Origin of the sequence: Azotobacter beijerinckii, assembly GCF_900110885.1 — a bacterium.
Classification (GTDB): Bacteria; Pseudomonadota; Gammaproteobacteria; order Pseudomonadales; family Pseudomonadaceae; genus Azotobacter; species Azotobacter beijerinckii.
Map to the genome: position 1 here is coordinate 19,757 of NZ_FOFJ01000021.1, position 18,344 is coordinate 38,100.

Consider the following 18,344-nt stretch of genomic DNA (forward strand, 5'->3'; position numbering starts at 1 on the left):
TCATGAAGTGTGGACGCCAATCGGCAAACGGTCCTCGACCGCTGGTCGAATGGTTTGGCCCATGAAGGCCGTCAAGGGGGGCGATGCGACGCTGGAGCAGGGCAAGAGTGGGTTCAGAAATGGATTTCCGCCAGTTTGATGCCGAGCCTCTGCAAGACTTCGATGAGTCTGTCCAACTGGCGGAAGGATTCGACTTCGTCATGCTCGTCGATCAGGAAGAAGCTGCGGCCCGTACTCAGCTGGAAGAACACGATCCATTCCCCGCTGCGGGCCGGATTGCGGATCACGTGGGTGACGAAGGGCTTGCCTTCGGCCTGCAGGGTTCCGACATCCTGGCGTTTCATGGTTTCTCCGTGCGACTAAGCGTTTGGCGGAGAATTTTATCATTACCACTGGATGATAATATCAAGCACATATTCCAGGAGGGGCAACGATGATCGCAATTCGTGAGGCGTGGCGGGCCGGTCTGCTGCGGCGGGAGCATTGGCTCCGCAATCTGGTGGCCGGCGTCATCGTCGGCGTCGTAGCGCTGCCCCTGGCCATGGCTTTCGGCATCGCTTCCGGGGTGAAGCCGGAGCAAGGCATCTATACCGCTATCGTCGGTGGTCTGCTGGTTTCCCTGTTCGGCGGCAGCCGGCTGCAGATCGCCGGTCCGACCGGCGCCTTCATCGTCATCCTCGCCGGGGTGACCGCCGAACACGGGATCAATGGCCTGCAGATCGCGACCCTGATGGCCGGGGGCATTCTCCTGCTGCTCGGCGTCAGCCGCCTGGGCTCGGTCATCAAGTACATCCCCGATCCGGTCATCGTCGGTTTCACCGCCGGTATCGGGGTGATCATCTGGGTCAGCCAGTGGAGGGATTTCTTCGGCCTGCCGGCGGTAACGGGCGGCCATTTCCACGAGAGGCTCTGGCACCTGCTGCAGTCCCTGCCGCAGTTGCACCTGCCGACCACGCTGCTGGCGCTGCTCAGTCTGGCGCTGGTCGTCCTCGCACCGCGCCTGCGGGTGCTCGGGCGCATTCCCGGGCCGCTGATCGCGATGGTGGTCGCCACGCTCATCCAGTCGGTCTTCCGCTTCGACGGCGTGGCCACTATCGGCAGCGCCTTCGGCGGGATTCCCCAGGGGCTGCCGCAACTGGGGCTGCCGGAGATCACCTTGGCGCGGCTCATCGAGCTGATCGGTCCGGCCTTCGCCATCGCCATGCTCGGCGCCATCGAGTCGCTGCTCTCGGCGGTGGTCGCCGACGGCATGGGCGGAACCAAGCACGACTCCAACCAGGAGTTGATCGGCCAGGGCATCGCCAACCTGGCCGCGCCGCTGTTCGGCGGTTTCGCCGCGACCGGGGCGATCGCCCGCACCGCGACCAATATCCGCAACGGCGGCAACAGCCCGTTGGCCGGCATCGTCCATGCGCTCACCCTGGTGCTGATCCTGCTGTTCCTGGCGCCGCTGGCGGCGAACATTCCGCTGGCCGCGTTGGCCGCCATCCTCTTCGTGGTGGCCTGGAACATGAGCGAGCTGAAGCACTTCAAGCGCATGCTGCAGCGGGCGCCCCGGGCGGACGTGGGGATTCTGCTGATCACCTTCGGGCTGACGGTATTCAGCGATCTGGTGATCGCAGTGAACATCGGCATGATCCTGGCCATGCTGCATTTCATGCGCCGCATGGCGTCCTCGGTGGCGGTGCAGCAGCAGCTCGAGCAGGATCTGGAGCCGGAGCTGCTCGGCAATGGCCAGACCCGGCTGCCCGACGGAGTGCTGGTCTATACCGTCGAGGGGCCGCTGTTTTTCGGCGCAGCGGAAACCTTCGAGCGTGCTCTGGCCAGCACCCACACCGATCCGCGTTTGCTGGTGGTTCGTCTGAAGCGCGTGCCTTTCATGGATATCACCGGTCTGCAGACGCTGGAGGAGGTCATCCGGCAACTGAACAGGCGCAAGATTCGGGTCAAGCTCTGCGAGGCGAGCCCGCGGGTGCGGGGCAAGCTGGAAAAGGCGGGGGTGCTGGAGCTGATCGGTGTTCCGAACTACCACGCGAGCTTTGCCGATGCGCTGTCCGCCTGTATGGAGACGCCGGAGGTCAAGGCTTCCTGACGGAGGAGATCCTGCTCTGTGTGGAGTAGCTGACGCCATGGGCTTCCAGATAGTCGCGGATCAACTGGCGGACGACCTGGGACGGTGTCTGATCCTGGGCGGCACAGAGCTCTTCGAAGGCTTTCTTCTTGACCGGATCGATGAGTACGGTGAGACGCGCAGTCTTGCTTTCCATGGGGGAACCCGTCGTGATCGTTGCCATATATCGTCATATGTTAATCAAATCCTGCATGGTCCAGCTACCGGCCATGCCTGCAGGCGCTTCCATGTTTTTCTGTATGGCCTTGATTTGTATGGTGTCCGTCATGTGCGCGCATACTTCACTCCGGTAGGATAGCGGCTGTGGCGCCGGGCTACTCCGGACGCCCGATCGGATTTGCCGCCATTTGTTTTTAAGGACTCCCATGATCAAGAAATGCCTGTTTCCCGCCGCCGGTTACGGCACCCGCTTCCTGCCCGCCACCAAGGCCATGCCCAAGGAAATGCTGCCGATCGTGAACAAGCCGCTGATCCAGTATGGGGTCGAGGAGGCGCTGGACGCTGGTCTGGCGCAGATTGCGATGGTCACCGGCCGCGGCAAACGCGCACTCGAGGACCACTTCGACATCAGCTACGAGCTCGAACACCAGATCCGCGATACCGACAAGGAAAAGTACCTGATCGGCATTCGTCGGCTGATCGACGAGTGCACCTTCTCCTATACCCGCCAGGTCGAGATGAAGGGCCTTGGCCATGCGATTCTCTGCGGCCGTCCGCTGATCGGCGACGAGCCCTTCGCCGTGGTCCTGGCCGACGACCTCTGCATCAACCTCGATGGCGACGGCGTGCTGACCCAGATGGTCAAGCTGTACAACCAGTTCCGCTGCTCGATCGTGGCGATCCAGGAAGTGCCGCCGGAGGAGACCTCCAAGTACGGCGTCATCGCCGGCGAGATGATTCGCGACGATATTTTCCGGGTCAGCGCCATGGTGGAAAAACCCAAGCCGGAGGATGCGCCCTCGAATCTGGCGATCATCGGCCGCTATATCCTGACGCCGGACATCTTCGACCTGATCGAGCAGACCGAGCCCGGCAAGGGCGGCGAGATCCAGATCACCGACGCGCTGATGAAACAGGCCAAGGACGGTTGCGTCATGGCCTACAAATTCAAGGGCAGGCGTTTCGACTGCGGCGGCGCCGAGGGCTACATCGACGCCACCAACTTCTGCTTCGAGAACCTCTACAAGCTCGGCAAGGCCTACTGAGTTCCGGACGCTACGACGAGGAAAGCCACCTGCGGGTGGCTTTTCCGTTCACGGCAGCGGCATCTTTTCCGAGCCTGGCCCCAGCGGCTGGCCAAAGCTGAATTCGACATAGTTGCCGGCGGGGTCGAGCAGACCGCAGTAATAGCCGACCGGATAGGGCTCGTCGCGCGGCGGCCAGATCAGGCAGCCCGCGGCTTGGGCCTCGGCCGCGATGGCATCGACCTGCGCGCGGCTCTCCAGGGCGAAGCCGAAATGGCTGTAGTCGTCTTCGGCCAGGTTGCGCGGGTGGCCGCCCGGCATCAGCACGAAGACGAATTCGTGTTCGCGGCCGGGCTCGGCCATCCAGACGATGCGTGCGCCCTTGCCGGCGCGCTCGTGAAACACCTGCATGCCGCAGAAGCGCCGGTAGAACTCCACGCAGGCCTCGAGATCCGGGACGTGCAGGGCGAGATGGGTGAGCGCGGGACGCATACCGGTCTCCTTGTGAATCCTGTAGGCCTCGACCGGCCATCCGGTCGTATGGGGTATTCTGCCCGTTCGTTGAAGGGAGAACGATGAATGGCCTACGACTTCGATCTGTTTGTCATCGGTGCCGGCTCCGGTGGGGTGCGGGCGGCGCGTTTCGCCGCCGGTTTCGGCGCCCGCGTGGCCGTGGCCGAGAGCCGCTATCTGGGGGGCACTTGCGTGAACGTCGGCTGCGTGCCGAAGAAACTCCTGGTCTATGGGGCGCACTACGCCGAGGATTTCGAGCAGGCCCGCGGCTACGGCTGGAGCCTGGGCGAGGCGCGGTTCGACTGGGCCGCCTTGGTCGCCAACAAGGATCGCGAGATCCGGCGTCTGAACGGCATCTATCGCAAGTTGCTGGTGGACAGCGGAGTCACCCTGCTGGAGGGGCATGCCCGGCTGACCGATGCGCACGGTGTGGAGGTAAACGGCCGGCGCTACAGCGCCGAGCATATCCTCGTCGCCACCGGCGGCTGGCCGGTGGTGCCGGACATTCCGGGGCGGGAGTTCGCCATCACCTCCAACGAGGCTTTCCATTTACCGGCGCGGCCGGAGCGAGTGCTGGTGGTGGGCGGCGGCTATATCGCGGTGGAGTTCGCCTCGATCTTCCACGGGGTGGGGGCGAAAACCACCCTGCTGTACCGCCGCGAGCTGTTCCTGCGCGGCTTCGACGGGGCCGTTCGCGAGCATTTGCGCGACGAGATGACCAAGAGGGGTATCGATCTGCAGTTCAATGCCGATATCACCCGCATCGATCGCCAGGCCGATGGCAGCCTGCTGGCCACGCTGCAGGACGGCCGCAGACTGGAGGCCGACTGCGTCTTCTATGCCACCGGGCGCCGGCCGATGCTGGACGATCTCGGTCTGGAAAATGCCGGAGTCGCGCTGGACGAGCGGGGCTGTATCCGGGTCGACGAGTTGTACCGCAGCAACGTGCCCTCCATTCTGGCCATCGGCGATGTCACCGGCAATGTTCAGCTCACGCCGGTGGCCTTGGCCGAAGGCATGGCGGTCGCTCGCCGGCTGTTCAAGCCGGAACAGTACCGGCCGGTCGACTATCGCCTGATCCCCACGGCGGTGTTCAGCTTGCCGAACATCGGTACCGTAGGCATGACGGAGGAGCAGGCGCAAGAGGCTGGACACCCGGTGAGGATCTTCGAAAGCCGCTTCCGTCCGATGAAGTTGACCATGACCGACAGCCAGGAGCGCAGCCTGATGAAGCTGGTGGTGGATGCTGACTCCGATCGGGTGCTGGGCTGCCACATGGTCGGCCCGGAGGCTGGCGAGATCCTCCAGGGGCTTGCCGTTGCGCTCAAGGCGGGTGCCACCAAGCAGATATTCGACGAGACGTTGGGCATTCACCCGACGGCGGCGGAGGAGTTCGTCACCATGCGGACCCCCTCGAGCCGCTGAGGTGCGGGATGCCAAGTTGTTTTGGGGGATAGATAGAGGGGTGTCTTGATTCAGTGATGCCCGTGTCCTTCGGGGGTGGGGGCATCGCGCAGGACGTTGACTTCGATCGCTATCTTGCCGGCTTTCTCGAACTCCAGGGTCAGAGGAAAGCGTTCGCCGGCCGCCAGCGGACGCTTCAGGTCGAAGAGCATGACGTGATTCCCGCCCGGTGCGAATTGCACCTCTGTGCCGGCAGGAATGGCGAGCGAGTCGATTCGCTGCATGCGCATGACCTCGCCCATTCTTATATGGGTATGCAGTTCGGCTTTTGCGGCATTCGGGGTACCGGCACCGACCAGGCGATCCCCTGTCAGACCGTTGTTCCTCACGGTGAAGTAGACGGCGTTGGCCGGCGTATTAGGCGGCAATGCCCGGGACCACGGGGCGTCAATCAGCAGTTCGCCCACTTGGTAGTCGGTGGCGAGGACCGTGGTGCAGGAGAAGGCGAGAAGGGAGGAAAATGCGATGCGAGCGAACATTACAGGCAATCCTCGGACGGGAAGACTTTCGGGAACTTAGCATGAGCACTCCGCGAAGATCATCCGTCGCTTGTTCCTTTTCACTGTGAGTCACCTAGGGGGATGATAGCTGTAACTTGTCTTGGCGCGCTGGCTGCTCTGAAAGCGAGAAAGTCCTTGCAATTTCATATTGATTGCCCAGATATCTCGGAGTCTCCTCAAAACAACTGTTTGACACTAGGAAGCGATCCGGTAAGAATTGCCATCTGCACTTATTGCGGAGGTGTGGCCGAGTGGTTTAAGGCAGCGGTCTTGAAAACCGCCGAAGGGGAGACTCTTCCGTGAGTTCGAATCTCACCGCCTCCGCCACCTTTTGGCCGAGTCGACAGATCTGTCCGGTTGGCATGTGGTTGGCCGTTCTTCCTAACGGTTCGGCCTTGGCCAAACGTTCTCGAGACAGGTCGCTCGCAGGCTGTGCTGACGCGAAACGAGGTGTCTGTTGATTAGGGTGCTTGTGGTCGATGATCACGATCTGGTTCGAGCTGGTATCACCCGGATGCTGGCCGATATCGACGGTCTGCAGGTGGTCGGACAAGGCAGCTCTGGCGAAGAGGCCCTGAAACGGGCGCGCGAGCTCAAACCCGACGTGATCCTGATGGACGTCAAGATGCCGGGCATCGGTGGGCTTGAGGCAACCCGCAAGCTTCAGCGCAGCAGCCCCGACATTAAAGTGATCGCGGTGACCGTCTGCGAGGAAGATCCGTTTCCTACGCGTCTTCTGCAGGCTGGAGCAGCCGGCTACCTGACCAAGGGAGCGGCTCTCGATGAGATGGTCCAGGCCATCCGTCAGGTCTTCGCCGGGCAGCGTTACATCAGCCCGCAAATTGCCCAGCAGTTGGCATTGAAGGCTTTCCAGCCTCAGCAGAGTGGCTCTCCATTCGATCTGCTCTCCGAGCGGGAGATCCAGATCGCTCTGATGATCGCCAACTGCGAGAAGGTGCAGAGCATCTCGGACAAGCTTTGCCTGTCGCCGAAGACCGTGAATACCTATCGCTATCGTATCTTCGAGAAGCTCTCCATCACCAGTGACGTGGAGTTGGCGCTGCTGGCCGTGCGCCACGGTATGGTTGACGCATCCAGTTGATAGGGCAGGCCTTTGACAGCGTAGCTTTTCTGGCTCATTGCAGCAGTCATCCGGGTGTCTATCGGATGCTGGATGCAGAGGGGAGGCTGCTCTACATCGGAAAGGCCAAGAGTCTCAAGAAAAGGCTGTCCAGTTATTTTCGCAAGAGCGGACTGGCGCCGAAGACGGCAGCCTTGGTTGCACGAATAGCCCAGGTCGAGACCACCATCACCGCCAACGAGACCGAAGCGTTGCTGCTGGAGCAGACGCTGATCAAGGAGTGGCGTCCGCCGTACAACATCTTGCTGCGGGACGACAAATCCTATCCTTATGTGTTCCTGTCCGGTGGCGTGTTCCCGCGGCTCAGTATTCACCGGGGGGCGAAGAAGCAGAAGGGGCGTTATTTCGGTCCTTATCCCAGTGCCGGCTCCATTCGTGAAAGCTTGGGGCTCCTGCAAAAGGCCTTCCTGGTCCGCCAGTGCGAAGACAGCTACTTCAGGAGCCGGACCCGTCCCTGTCTGCAGTATCAGATCAAACGCTGCAAGGGGCCTTGCGTCGGCTTGGTCGATCCGGCCGAGTATGCCGAGGACGTGCGTCATTCGGTGATGTTTCTCGAGGGGCGCAGTAACGCTCTGGCTGAGGAGCTTTTGGCTGGAATGGAGCAGGCTGCCATTCGTCTGGATTTCGAGCAGGCTGCCAAGTTGCGTGACCAGGTCGCTCTGCTGCGTCGGGTGCAGGATCAGCAGAGCATGGAGGGTGGCAGCGGCGATGTGGATGTGTTGGCGGCAGTGGTCAATCCGGGTGGTGCCTGTGTGCATCTGATCAGTGTGCGTGGGGGGCGGGTGCTGGGCAGCAAGAGTTTCTTCCCGCAAGTGGGTATCGAGGAAGGGGTGGGAGAGGTTCTGGCAGCCTTCCTCGGCCAGTATTATCTGGCCAATTCCGAGCGCGATCTGCCGGGCGAATTGATCGTCAACGCCATGCATGAGGATTTCTCCGCTCTTGCGTCCGTACTGGGTGAGCAGCGTGGTGGCGAACTGCATATCAGTCATCGGGTACGCGCTACTCGAGCACGCTGGCAGCAACTGGCGGTTGCCAACGCAGAGCAGGCGTTATCGGCGCGTCTGGCTCATCGCCAGCACCTGGCGACCCGTTTCGAGGCTCTGGCTGAGGCGCTCGATCTGGTCGAGCTGCCCCGGCGCATGGAGTGTTTCGATATCAGCCACTCGAGTGGTGAGGCGACTGTCGCTTCTTGCGTGGTTTTTGGGCCCGAGGGGGCACTGAAGTCGGACTATCGCCGTTACAACATTGAGGGTGTCACCGCCGGCGACGATTATGCCGCCATGCATCAGGCGCTGACCCGGCGCTTCGGAAAGTTGAGGGAGGGGGAAGGACATCTGCCCGATATCCTTCTGGTGGATGGCGGTAAAGGGCAGTTGGCAATGGCGCGGGAGGTGCTACAAGAGTTTGCTGTGCCGGAGCTGATCCTGCTCGGTGTGGCCAAGGGTGTCACCCGCAAGCCTGGGCTGGAAACCCTCTATTTGAACGATGCCTCCCACGAGTTCACGCTGCCGGCCGATTCACCGGCCCTGCATCTGATTCAGCAGATCCGTGACGAGGCGCATCGTTTTGCCATTGCCGGGCATCGGTCGCGACGTGGCAAGGCGCGGCGTACCTCCACTTTGGAGGGAGTTGCCGGGGTGGGGGCGAAGCGCAGGCGCGAGTTGCTCAAGTATTTCGGTGGGCTTCAGGAGCTCTCTCGAGCGAGCATCGATGAGATAGCCAAGACGCCGGGGATCAGCAAAAAGCTGGCCGAGTCGATTTATGCGGCCTTGCACAGTGAGTAGAATGCCACCTTACTCCGTAGCCCAGTCGTGCCGATGAACATCCCCAACATCCTTACAACTCTGCGCGTTCTGTTGATCCCGGTCTTCATTCTCCTGTTCTATCTGCCGTTCACTTGGAGCTACTTGGCAGCGAGCGCCGTATTCACGTTTGCTGCGATTACCGACTGGTTCGATGGTTATCTTGCCCGGCGCTTGCAGCAGAGCACGCCCTTCGGCGCCTTTCTCGATCCTGTGGCGGACAAGCTGATAGTCGCCGTGGCGCTGGTTCTGCTGGTGGAGGAGCATGCCAATGTCTGGCTGACCCTTCCGGCCATAATCATCATCGGTCGCGAAATCATGGTGTCGGCCTTGCGCGAATGGATGGCCGAACTGGGCGCTCGGGCCCAGGTTGCGGTCTCGAGTCTAGGCAAGTGGAAGACCGCAGCCCAAATGGTGGCCCTGGTTTTACTTTTGGCCAATCCGCCGTTGCTGACCTTCTGGGTCGTGCTTGGCTATGTGTTGTTGATTGTTGCGGCTGCACTCACGCTATGGTCCATGATGCAGTATCTGTTGGCTGCGTGGCCTCACCTCAGCAGTACGATGATTGAAAAGAAATAAGTTTTCGAATCAAGGGCTTGACGAAAAGTTCCGAATCTATAGAATGGCGCACGTCACCAAGGTGCGGGAATAGCTCAGTTGGTAGAGCACGACCTTGCCAAGGTCGGGGTCGCGAGTTCGAGTCTCGTTTCCCGCTCCATTTTTATGTGATGCGCCGTGTTGAGCGGTTCTTCACTTACAGGCCGGGTGGCAGAGTGGTCATGCAGCGGATTGCAAATCCGTGTACGCCGGTTCGATTCCGACCTCGGCCTCCAATATAAAAGCCCCGTAGATTAATGGTCTACGGGGCTTTTTTATGTCTGCCAATAACAGCAGTTTCCGCAACTATTCAGAGCGGTTTCCGCAACTATTGCTATCGGGTGGGATCAACTACCTCACCAACTCGTCGATAAACAGTGTCCGTCAGCTGTTCACTGCTATGGCCAAGCAGGCGACTGGCAGCGCTCAAATCGTCAATTTCGCTGGCTGCTTTCGGCCGGATGTCTCTGAACTGAAACTGCCGGATGCGCTGATCTAGATCGCCATTTCCGTTCTCGGCTGCTTCGGTTGCCGCTCTGGCTCTTGCATCATCCCAGCGAACTCTGAGCATCTGGCTGGACACCCGCATTCCGTTCTCGGTAGCGATCAGAAAGGGCGTCAGGTGGGGTTGGTGGCGCTCGAGCAGGCCATCGATGAACTGGCCAAGGCCGGTCTTCTTGCCATCGATGACGAGTCGGATGCGCAACTTCTTGGCTGTCTTGCTCTGGCCTACCAGCAGGAAGTCACCGGCAATTGCGCTGCGCTTCATGGCCAGCACGTCTGCAGGGCGTTGGCCGGTCAGGTAAGCCAGATCCATCGCATCGCGTAATTCGGGCGCTGCTTTCCCGTATACCGCGTCCCATACGTCCTGGGCGGCATAGTAGTCGCGCGGTTTCTCCTTGTTCCTGCGCACGCCAGCTGCTGGGTTCTCCTTCTCGGTAAGCCCCCACTCGCGTGCGATGTTGAAGATGTGCGAGAGCAGGGCAATCTCGCGGTTCGCCCGGGTCTTGGCTGATCGCTTGTCGCGGTACTGAGCAATGACGTGCGGGGTAATGGCGTCGATTGGGGCATATTCAAACACTGGGCGCAGCTGCTTCAGCTCAGCCAGGTTGTCGCGCTGCGTCCTAGGCGCCTTGGTGGGGATGATTTCGCGCTCATAGCGGTCAAAAATGGCGCCCATCAGGTTCGCAGCGCGCGGCAAGGGCTTGCAGTCCAGCTCGGCCCACTTGCGCTTGGCCTCGTCCAGGTCGGTACCAAGAGGGATTTCCATGCGTTTCCCCATGGCATCCACGCCGTTGTAGTAATAGCCCACCCACTGCTTTCCATTTTTCATGGTGCGGATGCGCCGGATCATTCGTGGAGGGAGGTCTCGGTTATCGGGGGATTTCGGGCGCATCAACTCACCTTCGACAGATCCATCGACCAGGTTTCTTTGGCTGTACCCTTGGTTGGGGTAATACCGGCCATCTTCAGGCGGGCATAGGCTCGCCCGACAACCGGATGCCCGGCGCGGTTGCGGTGGTATTTCCAGCCGTTCTGGTCCAGCCAGGTGCGTTGCTTGGCCGGCATCTTGTAGCCAGTGATGACTTCCAGCTCATTCCCTACGAGGGTTTCGCTGGTTGGCATGTCCTCGAGCATGGGCATGACTTCTCCGCGCCGCCCGTGGGCAGCGATGGTTGTGTGGTGTGGTATGGGTTACTTGCGCCGCTGGAATTCAGTGCAGCGAACGATGACGGTCTGGCCGTCGCGTGCCAGGACCGGCATGGATGCGAAGGGCAGGGCGCTGCAGTCGCGCAGGGCGTGGCAGCAGGTGGCGCACATGCCGCCCTTTGGTTGGAAGTTCATTGCATGTTCCTCCCTATCTCGGCGGCGGCGCGGACGATGGCGCGACGAATCATCGAGTAATGGCAGCCATTCGGCTCAAGGTGTGCCGTTTCAATCTCCTCGCCGCTTTCCGAGTCGCAGATATCGCATCCGTCCTCGAAGGCCTTGATGGACAGGTTGAGGTCAACCGCCAGCCGCAGCGCATCGCCGTCGTCGGTGAGCGGGTTCCAGTGAACCCCAGACTTGCACCCGTCACTCTCGACGCGCAGCGAGATAGGTGCAGAGCGGTCTACAACACGAAGGCCGGCTGCCTTCGCCGCCAGTTCCAACAGCTCGCGGTCGTTCATCGGCTGGCCTCCTTGGCGGTGTCGACGGCCTCAGAAACCTCATCTGAAAGGGTTTCCTGGCCAGACCAAGTGTCGGCAATCTCGTCGCCCTCTGGGTTAAAAAGATCAACCCATCCTGCTCCTCGCTCAACACAGATGCGGATTTCCCATCCATCTGGCAATTCCACTGCTGCTCGCTGCATTACCCTCTCAAGCTCCGCATCCTTCCGCAGCCGCTCAACCTCGGCGTGCAGTGCCTCGACCTCGCGATCCATTGCGCGGCACCGCTGTTCAGGGGTCTGCTTTTCCGGCAGTTCGTGGAAGTACGGGCCGCTCAATCGAATGCCGTTTACCTCCAGCTTCTTGCAGATCCCCTGCACGGTGATTTTTCCGACCTGCTGGACCTTCAGCAGGTCAAGCACAGACTTCATCGAGAAGTCAGCAACGCCGTTCACGCCGGCCTGCATTACTGCGTGATACTCGCGGGTGGTCAGGCCAAGGAACGCAAGCTCCTGCTTTCGGCGTGCGTCCCGCGCAGCCCGCTCGGCATATTCGCGGTTTCGTTCTTCTACGCTCATGCGTCACTCCCGAGCAGCGATTGCGCTGACTCAATCGCTCGATGCAACGCATCAGATCCTTCAGGCGTATCCCGCAAGGAATCAGGGACGCGGTAAAAGTTCCTGATGGACTCGCGCAACTTTTCCAGCGACCCCCTCGGAACCATTACCACGTCCTGCTGCTCGGCCTGCTCCTTGATCCGCTCCAGCTCCACCAGGGCCTCGGTGACGTTCCCGTAGCCCATGTCGCGGGCCTTCTGCCACACCTCGTCATAGAGTTCGGCGCGGTACTTGTCGCTTGTCGTGCCGGACGGCTGCTCGGCCTGCTCCGGCGCTGCGGTGTCGCCGGGGGCGGCTGGCAGCGGCATCCAGTGCGTAGGCTCCAGGTCATCGAAGAATGACCTATGTGTTACCCACCCCTCACCTTGACGAAAGCGGATGCCATCGCATTCTGCCCATGACCATCCATCGGTTGAGCTGTTCCTTTCCCCGATAAAACCACGGTCCCCGAATTTGATTAACAACACTGGTGTATCCAACTCGGGCAACCGTTCACTTACCGGAACCCACTGGCTCTGCTGCGCTGGCGGGGCTGCGTAGAGCGGCCCTTGCTGATCGAGCCAGGCCTGCACATCACCGCCCGACCACATCTTGCGGAGCGTGGTGGGGAATCGTAGGGCCACTGGCTGCTGCGCTGACGATGCGGCCCTGGCCAGCAGACGATCAACAAAAAGATCGAACTCCTCCGCAGTGAACTGATAGCCGTCCCCGTTTTCTGCTGGCCGTCCTTCCTCGAAAGCCATTTGGTGGATTTCGTCGGGGAGCAGTTCATGTGACGCCAGTTGTTCGACCTGCTGCATTGGCGGGGTCGGAGCGGAACGAGCGATCACACGCTGAGCAAGCGCCTTAGCATCGTCGGGATTTAGTCCATGGCACTCGATACGAGCACCCCACTCGTCAATTCTGATAGGCCATGTGTAGATGTCGTGATCGCTGTTCCACCAGCCATCGTCTTCGATCTCCATGCCTTCCTGCGGATGAATCGTCACAAATTCAGCCTCATTCAGCACATCCGCATCGGCCACTTTAGCGAGCCTTGCCAGCGACCTGGCCAGCTCATCAGGCGTGAAGCTGTCGAAGTCTCGCACGAGTAAGGTCAGCTTCTTGTCGAAGTAAGCGGCATCGATCCCGTGGCGGTTGCGCAGCGCTGGCGGCGCTGGCGGGGTCGATGGGGATTCCCATGCACCTGCGGGCAGGGTCGGCGCGGCGGAGAGTGCTCCCGCCCACATGCGTTTCATGGCCTGTGTACCGCTGTAATTGACGCCGTTGACGGTCATATCGACGCCGCCCGGACCTCCCGCCTGACGCAGGCGGCGCGCTCCGTAGTGGGCAGCCAATGCCGCTTCGATCATCGCTGGCGTGAGCTTCTTCGGGACCAGCGCCCACCTATCCGGCATGGCCACCGGGTCGCCCCGGCGGGCGTCAGCCTCATGCCCTGCCGCAAGCTCAGCGGCAGCGTGGCGGGCGTCGCGGTGGCCTGACTTGTAGGCGAGCATCTGGTTGACGTTGGCGTCCCTCGGCGGGGTGCACGGCAGGCGCATGATTTCGTCGTGCAGGCTCTGCACTGGCGGGGTCGTTTCGTGGGTCATGGGTTGCTCCTTGGGTATGGATCAGAATGCGAAGCTGAAATTGGCGCCGACTGGCGGCAGGGAAGGTTCGGGAATCTTGGGAAGTGGTGGCCTGGTGGCGAGATCCGCCGTCGGCAACAGCCAGTCCGGCGTCGAGAGCCCCGGCGGATATCTCGGTATGGCAGCTTTCCGCAGCGCCTCGCTGTTGTCGTGCGGCTGCCAGCGGGCGATCAGATCCCATACCGAGTCGAAAAATCTGCCATGGGCGATGTAGTAGCCGCCTCTCAGGTATTCGACGCGGATCAGCGCATCCCGCGGCGGCAGCTCGGATGCAGGTATCCAGCGCTCGGCGGCCGGCTCTGCCTTCGCCGGCTCCGGTGCGCTCGGCGGGCAAGGCTGCCCGGCATCCAGCGCGTTGAATGCCCGTTGCGCCTCGGCGCCGGTTGCGACGATCCGCCCAGCTACCCGCAGGGCGTCGAAGTGGCAGCGGCTGCAGGATGAGCACTCCTGATACTCGAGAATGGCGGAATTCTTCGAGCGCTCGGCCCTGGCCGACTTCATCAGTCCTCCGCAACTGCACTCCACGCCATGTCCTCCAGAACCTCTTCAGGCTCATCGTCGTGGTCGTCTCTGCACCGGAAGCATTGGCATTCCTCGGGTAGCAGGTTGTCAGTGCGGCAGTAGGTGGGTCTGCTCATTGAGGGTTCCTCTCTTTCAGGCGCGCGACAGCAGTTCCGGCACGACTTCACCCGTCTCGACGAAGTACCAGTCGCTGTCGGTCAAGTTGTTGATCATGAAGCGAGCGAACTCAGCAGGCGGCATGCGTCGCATGAGGCGCTCGAATTTGGGGGCTGGGCCTCGCCAAGTGGGCTCGGCGCCGACCAGCCGTGCCGCGGAAAGGTTGTGGTGGCCATCGATCAGCATCCGGTACCGCCGGCCGCGCAGCTCAAGCTCCACCGTTCGGACAACGAACACCTTGAAGTTCTGTGCTTTGCGCCGGACTGTCTCTGGGTCCAGGTGACGCTGGGAGCTGATGAGGGGAGGGTGGGATTGGTTTTCTGTGGGCATAGGGATTCCTTACCCGCCCGGGGATGGGCAGGCTGTTGGCGATTGGTTCAGGTCAGCCTTGGCCTCGCTCGATCACGTAGCCGAGCTGCTGCCAGTGCCAGTTAGGGGGGGCGGGGCGGGCGATCATGCCGTCCTCCGCAGATCGTCCAAGCGCTGGGCAATACGCCGGCCGATCCAGCGCACGACTGGGACTGCTTTGCTGTTGCCGATGGCCTTGTAGCGTCGGCGAGATGCAGAACGTCTCGCTCTCGAAGTCGCCGCGTTGCTCCTTGGCCAGCAGGGCGCGCCCGGCGCCAACCGGCAACCCGGAAAAGTCCCGATGCTAGACTTAAAAAGGAAGTCGATCCCCCGACTCTTCTGCCGCGGGCCATAAGTCGACTATTCGCCGAGACTTTTCTGCTCTGCAGCGGGAGGTGAACATGAACCGGCACTACTACGTCAGCGACGACCTGGATGATCTGGAACGGGTCGAGCAGGAGCTGGAAGCCAGCGGCATCGATACCGAGCAGATCCATGTGCTGAGCGAAAAGGATGCCGAACTCGAACGGCGTCGTCTGCACAGCGTGCCCTCAATGATGAAGACCGATGTGGTCAACGCCGGCACGCGGGGCCTCTACATCGGCCTGGTACTAGCTGTCCTGGTGCTGGTCGGCGCCTACTTCAGCGGCTGGACGAAAACCTCCTTCGGCTGGGTGCCCTTCGTCTTCCTGGCCCTGGTGCTGTTCGGCTTCAGTATCTGGGAGGGCGGCTTCTTCGGCTTTCAGAAGACCAACAGCTACTTCCGTCCCCTGCAGGACAAGCTGCGTCAAGGCAAGCATGTGTTCTTCGTGGATGTGGAACCGGCCCAGGAATCGGTGCTGGAGCAGGTCATAAGCCATCACCCGAAGCTGGAGGTTGCCGGAACCGGGACAGCCATGCCCCACTGGATCATGAGCGGCGAGAGGAAATGGCACCACTTCAAGAAAAGACTCTGAGCACATCGGCCAGCAGGCCGACCGGGCGTCCGCCGGTGGCCTCATGCGGGCAGACCTCGTAGACGTGGGTGGTTCAGGGTGTGCATGCTCACGGCATCGGCATCGGCATCGGCATCGGCATCGTGGTTGATTGCCACGTCCACCGGGCGGCCGAGGGCCTGCTCGATGCCGGTGCTGGCACCGCCGCCGCGGGCGAACAGGTCGACGACGATCTTGCCGCTGAAGTTGAGGCCGAACTGGGTGTGGAAGGCGGTCATGCCACGTCCTTCCATGCGGTGGTCGGCGCCTTCTGCTTGGCCTTGCTGGTGGCCGGCTGGTCCACCTTCACCTTTGCGCGAATCTTGAGGTCGCGGGCTTTTCCGGCCTTGCGCAGTAGCTCGATATACTGCTCGGCAAACTGCGGGGCATCGAACATGTGGCTCAACTGAACGGAGCGGGTGCCGCTCATTGTTTTCTCGATGCGCCGCTCGACAGCTTCGAGCCATTGCGACTCGGTCAGTTGAACCTTCAAGATGACGGTCGGCGTATTCTTTCTGGCTTCCTCGCGAGCGTAGTGCTCGGTCATGCCGAAGACGGCAAATGTGCTCATGGCTTTCTCCAGGCAAAGCTCTTCCGCGCCGCAGCATGGGCGTGGCGGCATAGGGAAATGGGACGTTAAGCGATGAAGTGCGGTATTGCGTCAGGAGCTCTTTCAGCATGTATGCGCAGAGATAGAATCACGGCGCCATCAGTCTGTAGCTAGGATGGCTATCCGACCGAAACTTGCTTTTGGAGTAAGGGATGCGCACTCCCGCTTTGCTATTTCTCGTTGCGAGCCTCTTTTCTGTCGGCGCTCTCGCTCGGCAATCAGCTCCTACAGACGATGAGATCGCTCAGATTCTGATCGAGGAATCCATTGCCAGTTATCCTGGCCCTTGTGCCTGCCCATACAACACTGCACGGAATGGCAGTAGCTGTGGCCGGCGGAGCGCATACAGCAAGCCCAGAGGGTACTCACCGCTTTGCTATCGCGAGGATGTGTCGGACCAGGAAATTCAGCAGTATCGTCAGCGAAACAGAATGAATAATAAGCAGCCTGATAATTGATCAGGCTGGCGTCTTCCCATGTTCAAGGCGCTTGATTTGCTCGGACAAGGCATCCAGCAGTAGCTGTTGCCGCTGCTGGCCATCGAGGAACTCTTCAAGCGCTTTGATGACGAGGCTGTTCATGCTGGTGTGCTGTTTCAGGGCGGCATCACTGATGCGCTCACGCATACCGTCCGGCAGACGGATGATGAATTTGTCGAGTTGTCGTGAGTCAGCCACTGGTAAGCCCTCTGTGGTTTGTGATGATGCAGTGTGACATTTTCGTGAAGGAAATGTGATTGCACCGTTCGGCAGCAGGAGCGGTGGATGGGGGTTACGCTTCGGCTCGGTCTAGCCTATCGGCTTCAGGGGCGCCTTCGGTGTCGAGGCGCTGCGCCATTCCTTCGGAAATTGATGCTTCGTGACGTGTCACGCGGACCAGCTCGGCAAATCGTGACGGGTCACGCTTGGCGATCTGGTCAGCGCTGTGGATCAGCAGGGTGATCACCTCGGCCGGCTGCTCGAATCCGCCGATCTGGCAGAGGCGGTCGAGGGCGTCTGCGGTGCCCTGGTAGAGCTCCAGCTGCATGACTCGGTGGCCGAGACGCTTCAGGCGTTCGGCTTCGCGCTCGCGCTGGGCGCGCTTGCGTTCGGCGGCGGTCTTGGCGGTCATGGTAGGCAGCGCTCCAGCAGCTTCGCGCCGTGCAGCTTACCGTCCCGCATGACGATGATCTGGCCGCCGGCCACCTGCACGACGATGTGGGGCGCACCGCGGGAGGTGGCGAGCTGCTGGGCGTGTTTGATCAGCTCGATGGTGTAGTTCTTGGCCATGCTTAACCCCTTCTGCCGCCAATGGCGATGCCGGCACGGGCGGCGATGAGCTCGATCTCCAGCGGCTTGGCCTCGATACCTGCCTCTCTCGCCAGGGACGCCAGGTCGTTGGCGCTGCGCCGGCGGGTGAGGCTATTCACGCGGATCAGGGCGATCAGCTGCTTCTCGCGGGCAATTTCGGCCCGGCGGTTCGGCAGGTTGAGGGCGGGTGAATTGCTTCGCTCAGGCGCAAAGCTCCACGGCTCTACGCGAATTGGTTCGGTTATGGCGATCATGCGGCTACGTCCTCGCGTTGCATGGTGCTCTTCGTGCCCCCGGTCTTGGCGAGCCTGGCCAGCGCATCGATATGGCGCCGCCAGTCGGCTGCGTTCACGGCGTCGATGCCGATCGAGTTGCCAGCCTGCAGCCAGGCCAAGGCGGCGTGTGGGGTTCTTTCGGGTATGCGCTTCCGGGCTACCTGCTTGCGCCGGCCCGGATCAATGTCCTGCATGGCGGTTCTCCTTTTGTCGTGCACATGGGGAAGCCTCCTCGGGAGAGGTGGCTTTCCAGTGGGTACGGGATATGGGGGGGGTGTGGCCGGTTACGCTGGCCGGGCGGGCACTCTGTCGCCGCTGGCGTGCCTGCCAGTTAGGATGGGGGGGTGCCCCCTTGGCTTGCAGATTATTCGAACCGACTGCGCGCTTTGCCGAGTGGCCATGGAGCCTGGCGTGGCCATGGAACCCGGCGTGACCACCTTCGC

26 protein-coding genes and 3 tRNA genes are annotated in these 18,344 nt (G+C 61.4%); 10 read left to right on the forward strand and 19 right to left on the reverse strand.

Annotated features, from left to right (window positions below; genetic code table 11):
• Window positions 1-113 precede the first annotated feature (113 nt).
• A complete protein-coding gene (locus tag BMY22_RS12210; protein WP_090622306.1) occupies window positions 114-344 on the reverse strand; it encodes a hypothetical protein in 231 nt (76 codons plus the stop codon).
• Window positions 345-433: 89 nt separating this feature from the next.
• Here BMY22_RS12210 and BMY22_RS12215 point away from each other — a divergent pair, with 89 nt between their 5' ends.
• Window positions 434-2,092, forward strand: a complete 1,659-nt coding sequence (locus tag BMY22_RS12215; RefSeq protein WP_090622307.1) for a SulP family inorganic anion transporter — start codon at window positions 434-436, stop codon at window positions 2,090-2,092.
• On the opposite strand, the gene BMY22_RS12220 is transcribed toward BMY22_RS12215, so the two are convergent.
• The gene (locus BMY22_RS12220; protein WP_090622419.1) at window positions 2,079-2,267 is read right to left on the reverse strand and encodes a ribbon-helix-helix protein, CopG family; all 189 of its coding nucleotides are present in this window, start codon (window positions 2,265-2,267) and stop codon (window positions 2,079-2,081) included. The two genes, BMY22_RS12215 and BMY22_RS12220, sit on opposite strands and share 14 nt — an antisense overlap.
• A 229-nt stretch (window positions 2,268-2,496) precedes the next feature.
• On the opposite strand from BMY22_RS12220, the gene galU reads away from it, so the two are divergent.
• Complete coding sequence (gene galU, locus BMY22_RS12225; RefSeq protein ID WP_090622310.1) at window positions 2,497-3,336, forward strand: UTP--glucose-1-phosphate uridylyltransferase GalU; 840 nt, start codon at window positions 2,497-2,499, stop codon at window positions 3,334-3,336.
• Window positions 3,337-3,384: 48 nt separating this feature from the next.
• On the opposite strand, the gene BMY22_RS12230 is transcribed toward galU, so the two are convergent.
• Window positions 3,385-3,807, reverse strand: coding sequence for a VOC family protein (locus tag BMY22_RS12230; RefSeq protein WP_090622312.1), 423 nt, complete (start codon window positions 3,805-3,807; stop codon window positions 3,385-3,387).
• A gap of 87 nt (window positions 3,808-3,894) precedes the next feature.
• Here BMY22_RS12230 and gorA point away from each other — a divergent pair, with 87 nt between their 5' ends.
• The gene (gorA, locus tag BMY22_RS12235; RefSeq protein ID WP_090622314.1) at window positions 3,895-5,253 is read left to right on the forward strand and encodes a glutathione-disulfide reductase; all 1,359 of its coding nucleotides are present in this window, start codon (window positions 3,895-3,897) and stop codon (window positions 5,251-5,253) included.
• Window positions 5,254-5,303: 50 nt separating this feature from the next.
• Here the strand turns inward: gorA and BMY22_RS12240 are convergent, their stop codons facing one another.
• On the reverse strand, window positions 5,304-5,771 hold the full coding sequence (locus BMY22_RS12240; protein WP_090622316.1) for a copper chaperone PCu(A)C: 468 nt from the start codon (window positions 5,769-5,771) through the stop codon (window positions 5,304-5,306).
• A gap of 258 nt (window positions 5,772-6,029) precedes the next feature.
• Here BMY22_RS12240 and BMY22_RS12245 point away from each other — a divergent pair.
• The 6 genes from BMY22_RS12245 to BMY22_RS12270 all read left to right on the forward strand — a co-directional run bounded on the left by BMY22_RS12245 (window position 6,030) and on the right by BMY22_RS12270 (window position 9,568).
• A tRNA-Ser gene (locus tag BMY22_RS12245) sits at window positions 6,030-6,119 on the forward strand.
• Between the two features lie 130 nt (window positions 6,120-6,249).
• On the forward strand, window positions 6,250-6,894 hold the full coding sequence (gacA, locus tag BMY22_RS12250) for a response regulator transcription factor GacA (RefSeq protein WP_090622318.1): 645 nt from the start codon (window positions 6,250-6,252) through the stop codon (window positions 6,892-6,894).
• On the forward strand, window positions 6,894-8,717 hold the full coding sequence (gene uvrC / locus BMY22_RS12255) for an excinuclease ABC subunit UvrC (protein ID WP_090622420.1): 1,824 nt from the start codon (window positions 6,894-6,896) through the stop codon (window positions 8,715-8,717). Before gacA ends, uvrC begins: the two co-directional genes overlap by 1 nt.
• Before the next feature lie 33 nt (window positions 8,718-8,750).
• Window positions 8,751-9,314, forward strand: a complete 564-nt coding sequence (gene pgsA, locus BMY22_RS12260) for a CDP-diacylglycerol--glycerol-3-phosphate 3-phosphatidyltransferase (RefSeq protein WP_090622319.1) — start codon at window positions 8,751-8,753, stop codon at window positions 9,312-9,314.
• Window positions 9,315-9,377: 63 nt separating this feature from the next.
• Window positions 9,378-9,453, forward strand: a tRNA-Gly gene (locus BMY22_RS12265).
• A 41-nt stretch (window positions 9,454-9,494) separates the two neighbouring features.
• Window positions 9,495-9,568: transfer RNA gene (locus BMY22_RS12270), tRNA-Cys, on the forward strand.
• A 98-nt stretch (window positions 9,569-9,666) separates the two neighbouring features.
• On the opposite strand, the gene BMY22_RS12275 is transcribed toward BMY22_RS12270, so the two are convergent.
• The 8 genes from BMY22_RS12275 to BMY22_RS12305 all read right to left on the reverse strand — a co-directional run bounded on the left by BMY22_RS12275 (window position 9,667) and on the right by BMY22_RS12305 (window position 14,735).
• Complete coding sequence (locus tag BMY22_RS12275; protein ID WP_090622322.1) at window positions 9,667-10,728, reverse strand: site-specific integrase; 1,062 nt, start codon at window positions 10,726-10,728, stop codon at window positions 9,667-9,669.
• Window positions 10,728-10,976: a DUF4224 domain-containing protein gene (locus BMY22_RS12280; RefSeq protein ID WP_090622323.1), complete on the reverse strand. Its 249-nt coding sequence runs from the start codon at window positions 10,974-10,976 to the stop codon at window positions 10,728-10,730. The genes BMY22_RS12275 and BMY22_RS12280 overlap by 1 nt, the downstream gene beginning before the upstream one ends.
• A gap of 51 nt (window positions 10,977-11,027) precedes the next feature.
• Window positions 11,028-11,177 (reverse strand): hypothetical protein, encoded by a 150-nt coding sequence (locus BMY22_RS24370; RefSeq protein WP_167363735.1) that lies wholly within the window; start codon window positions 11,175-11,177, stop codon window positions 11,028-11,030.
• Entirely contained in the window at window positions 11,174-11,503 is a 330-nt protein-coding gene (locus BMY22_RS12285; RefSeq protein ID WP_090622326.1) for a hypothetical protein, read from the reverse strand. The genes BMY22_RS24370 and BMY22_RS12285 overlap by 4 nt, the downstream gene beginning before the upstream one ends.
• Window positions 11,500-12,060, reverse strand: coding sequence for a DNA-directed RNA polymerase subunit alpha C-terminal domain-containing protein (locus BMY22_RS12290; RefSeq protein ID WP_090622327.1), 561 nt, complete (start codon window positions 12,058-12,060; stop codon window positions 11,500-11,502). Before BMY22_RS12290 ends, BMY22_RS12285 begins: the two co-directional genes overlap by 4 nt.
• Window positions 12,057-13,688 carry a DUF551 domain-containing protein gene (locus BMY22_RS24640; RefSeq protein WP_208599272.1) on the reverse strand — a complete coding sequence of 544 codons (1,632 nt, stop codon included), beginning with the start codon at window positions 13,686-13,688 and terminating at the stop codon, window positions 12,057-12,059. The genes BMY22_RS12290 and BMY22_RS24640 overlap by 4 nt, the downstream gene beginning before the upstream one ends.
• Before the next feature lie 21 nt (window positions 13,689-13,709).
• On the reverse strand, window positions 13,710-14,228 hold the full coding sequence (locus tag BMY22_RS12300; protein ID WP_090622329.1) for a hypothetical protein: 519 nt from the start codon (window positions 14,226-14,228) through the stop codon (window positions 13,710-13,712).
• A gap of 153 nt (window positions 14,229-14,381) precedes the next feature.
• Window positions 14,382-14,735, reverse strand: coding sequence for a hypothetical protein (locus BMY22_RS12305; protein ID WP_090622331.1), 354 nt, complete (start codon window positions 14,733-14,735; stop codon window positions 14,382-14,384).
• Window positions 14,736-15,154: 419 nt separating this feature from the next.
• Here BMY22_RS12305 and BMY22_RS12310 point away from each other — a divergent pair, with 419 nt between their 5' ends.
• Window positions 15,155-15,709: a magnesium transporter gene (locus tag BMY22_RS12310; protein WP_167363736.1), complete on the forward strand. Its 555-nt coding sequence runs from the start codon at window positions 15,155-15,157 to the stop codon at window positions 15,707-15,709.
• Between the two features lie 41 nt (window positions 15,710-15,750).
• On the opposite strand, the gene BMY22_RS12315 is transcribed toward BMY22_RS12310, so the two are convergent.
• The 7 genes from BMY22_RS12315 to BMY22_RS12345 form a co-directional block, all read right to left on the reverse strand.
• The gene (locus BMY22_RS12315; RefSeq protein ID WP_208599273.1) at window positions 15,751-15,966 is read right to left on the reverse strand and encodes a hypothetical protein; all 216 of its coding nucleotides are present in this window, start codon (window positions 15,964-15,966) and stop codon (window positions 15,751-15,753) included.
• The gene (locus tag BMY22_RS12320) at window positions 15,963-16,298 is read right to left on the reverse strand and encodes a hypothetical protein (protein ID WP_090622335.1); all 336 of its coding nucleotides are present in this window, start codon (window positions 16,296-16,298) and stop codon (window positions 15,963-15,965) included. The genes BMY22_RS12315 and BMY22_RS12320 overlap by 4 nt, the downstream gene beginning before the upstream one ends.
• A 497-nt stretch (window positions 16,299-16,795) precedes the next feature.
• Window positions 16,796-17,014, reverse strand: coding sequence for an Arc family DNA-binding protein (locus BMY22_RS23785; RefSeq protein WP_175559767.1), 219 nt, complete (start codon window positions 17,012-17,014; stop codon window positions 16,796-16,798).
• 94 nt (window positions 17,015-17,108) lie between these two features.
• Window positions 17,109-17,447 (reverse strand): hypothetical protein, encoded by a 339-nt coding sequence (locus BMY22_RS12335; RefSeq protein WP_090622339.1) that lies wholly within the window; start codon window positions 17,445-17,447, stop codon window positions 17,109-17,111.
• Window positions 17,444-17,605, reverse strand: a complete 162-nt coding sequence (locus BMY22_RS24375; RefSeq protein WP_167363737.1) for a hypothetical protein — start codon at window positions 17,603-17,605, stop codon at window positions 17,444-17,446. Before BMY22_RS24375 ends, BMY22_RS12335 begins: the two co-directional genes overlap by 4 nt.
• Before the next feature lie 2 nt (window positions 17,606-17,607).
• Window positions 17,608-17,880 (reverse strand): hypothetical protein, encoded by a 273-nt coding sequence (locus BMY22_RS12340; protein ID WP_090622341.1) that lies wholly within the window; start codon window positions 17,878-17,880, stop codon window positions 17,608-17,610.
• The gene (locus BMY22_RS12345) at window positions 17,877-18,095 is read right to left on the reverse strand and encodes a hypothetical protein (RefSeq protein WP_090622343.1); all 219 of its coding nucleotides are present in this window, start codon (window positions 18,093-18,095) and stop codon (window positions 17,877-17,879) included. The genes BMY22_RS12340 and BMY22_RS12345 overlap by 4 nt, the downstream gene beginning before the upstream one ends.
• Between the last annotated feature and the right edge of the window lie 249 nt (window positions 18,096-18,344).

Excerpts from the sequence above, each read along its gene's own strand:
- BMY22_RS12210 (WP_090622306.1), bottom strand. The coding sequence starts at position 344 with ATGAAACGCCAGGATGTCGGAACCCTGCAGGCCGAAGGCAAGCCCTTC.
- BMY22_RS12215 (WP_090622307.1), top strand. The coding sequence starts at position 434 with ATGATCGCAATTCGTGAGGCGTGGCGGGCCGGTCTGCTGCGGCGGGAG.
- BMY22_RS12220 (WP_090622419.1), bottom strand. The coding sequence starts at position 2,267 with ATGGAAAGCAAGACTGCGCGTCTCACCGTACTCATCGATCCGGTCAAG.
- galU (WP_090622310.1), top strand. The coding sequence starts at position 2,497 with ATGATCAAGAAATGCCTGTTTCCCGCCGCCGGTTACGGCACCCGCTTC.
- BMY22_RS12230 (WP_090622312.1), bottom strand. The coding sequence starts at position 3,807 with ATGCGTCCCGCGCTCACCCATCTCGCCCTGCACGTCCCGGATCTCGAG.
- gorA (WP_090622314.1), top strand. The coding sequence starts at position 3,895 with ATGGCCTACGACTTCGATCTGTTTGTCATCGGTGCCGGCTCCGGTGGG.
- BMY22_RS12240 (WP_090622316.1), bottom strand. The coding sequence starts at position 5,771 with ATGTTCGCTCGCATCGCATTTTCCTCCCTTCTCGCCTTCTCCTGCACC.
- pgsA (WP_090622319.1), top strand. The coding sequence starts at position 8,751 with ATGAACATCCCCAACATCCTTACAACTCTGCGCGTTCTGTTGATCCCG.
- BMY22_RS12275 (WP_090622322.1), bottom strand. The coding sequence starts at position 10,728 with ATGCGCCCGAAATCCCCCGATAACCGAGACCTCCCTCCACGAATGATC.
- BMY22_RS12280 (WP_090622323.1), bottom strand. The coding sequence starts at position 10,976 with ATGCCCATGCTCGAGGACATGCCAACCAGCGAAACCCTCGTAGGGAAT.
- BMY22_RS24370 (WP_167363735.1), bottom strand. The coding sequence starts at position 11,177 with ATGAACTTCCAACCAAAGGGCGGCATGTGCGCCACCTGCTGCCACGCC.
- BMY22_RS12285 (WP_090622326.1), bottom strand. The coding sequence starts at position 11,503 with ATGAACGACCGCGAGCTGTTGGAACTGGCGGCGAAGGCAGCCGGCCTT.
- BMY22_RS12290 (WP_090622327.1), bottom strand. The coding sequence starts at position 12,060 with ATGAGCGTAGAAGAACGAAACCGCGAATATGCCGAGCGGGCTGCGCGG.
- BMY22_RS24640 (WP_208599272.1), bottom strand. The coding sequence starts at position 13,688 with ATGACCCACGAAACGACCCCGCCAGTGCAGAGCCTGCACGACGAAATC.
- BMY22_RS12300 (WP_090622329.1), bottom strand. The coding sequence starts at position 14,228 with ATGAAGTCGGCCAGGGCCGAGCGCTCGAAGAATTCCGCCATTCTCGAG.
- BMY22_RS12305 (WP_090622331.1), bottom strand. The coding sequence starts at position 14,735 with ATGCCCACAGAAAACCAATCCCACCCTCCCCTCATCAGCTCCCAGCGT.
- BMY22_RS12310 (WP_167363736.1), top strand. The coding sequence starts at position 15,155 with ATGAACCGGCACTACTACGTCAGCGACGACCTGGATGATCTGGAACGG.
- BMY22_RS12315 (WP_208599273.1), bottom strand. The coding sequence starts at position 15,966 with ATGACCGCCTTCCACACCCAGTTCGGCCTCAACTTCAGCGGCAAGATC.
- BMY22_RS12320 (WP_090622335.1), bottom strand. The coding sequence starts at position 16,298 with ATGAGCACATTTGCCGTCTTCGGCATGACCGAGCACTACGCTCGCGAG.
- BMY22_RS12335 (WP_090622339.1), bottom strand. The coding sequence starts at position 17,447 with ATGACCGCCAAGACCGCCGCCGAACGCAAGCGCGCCCAGCGCGAGCGC.
- BMY22_RS24375 (WP_167363737.1), bottom strand. The coding sequence starts at position 17,605 with ATGGCCAAGAACTACACCATCGAGCTGATCAAACACGCCCAGCAGCTC.
- BMY22_RS12340 (WP_090622341.1), bottom strand. The coding sequence starts at position 17,880 with ATGATCGCCATAACCGAACCAATTCGCGTAGAGCCGTGGAGCTTTGCG.
- BMY22_RS12345 (WP_090622343.1), bottom strand. The coding sequence starts at position 18,095 with ATGCAGGACATTGATCCGGGCCGGCGCAAGCAGGTAGCCCGGAAGCGC.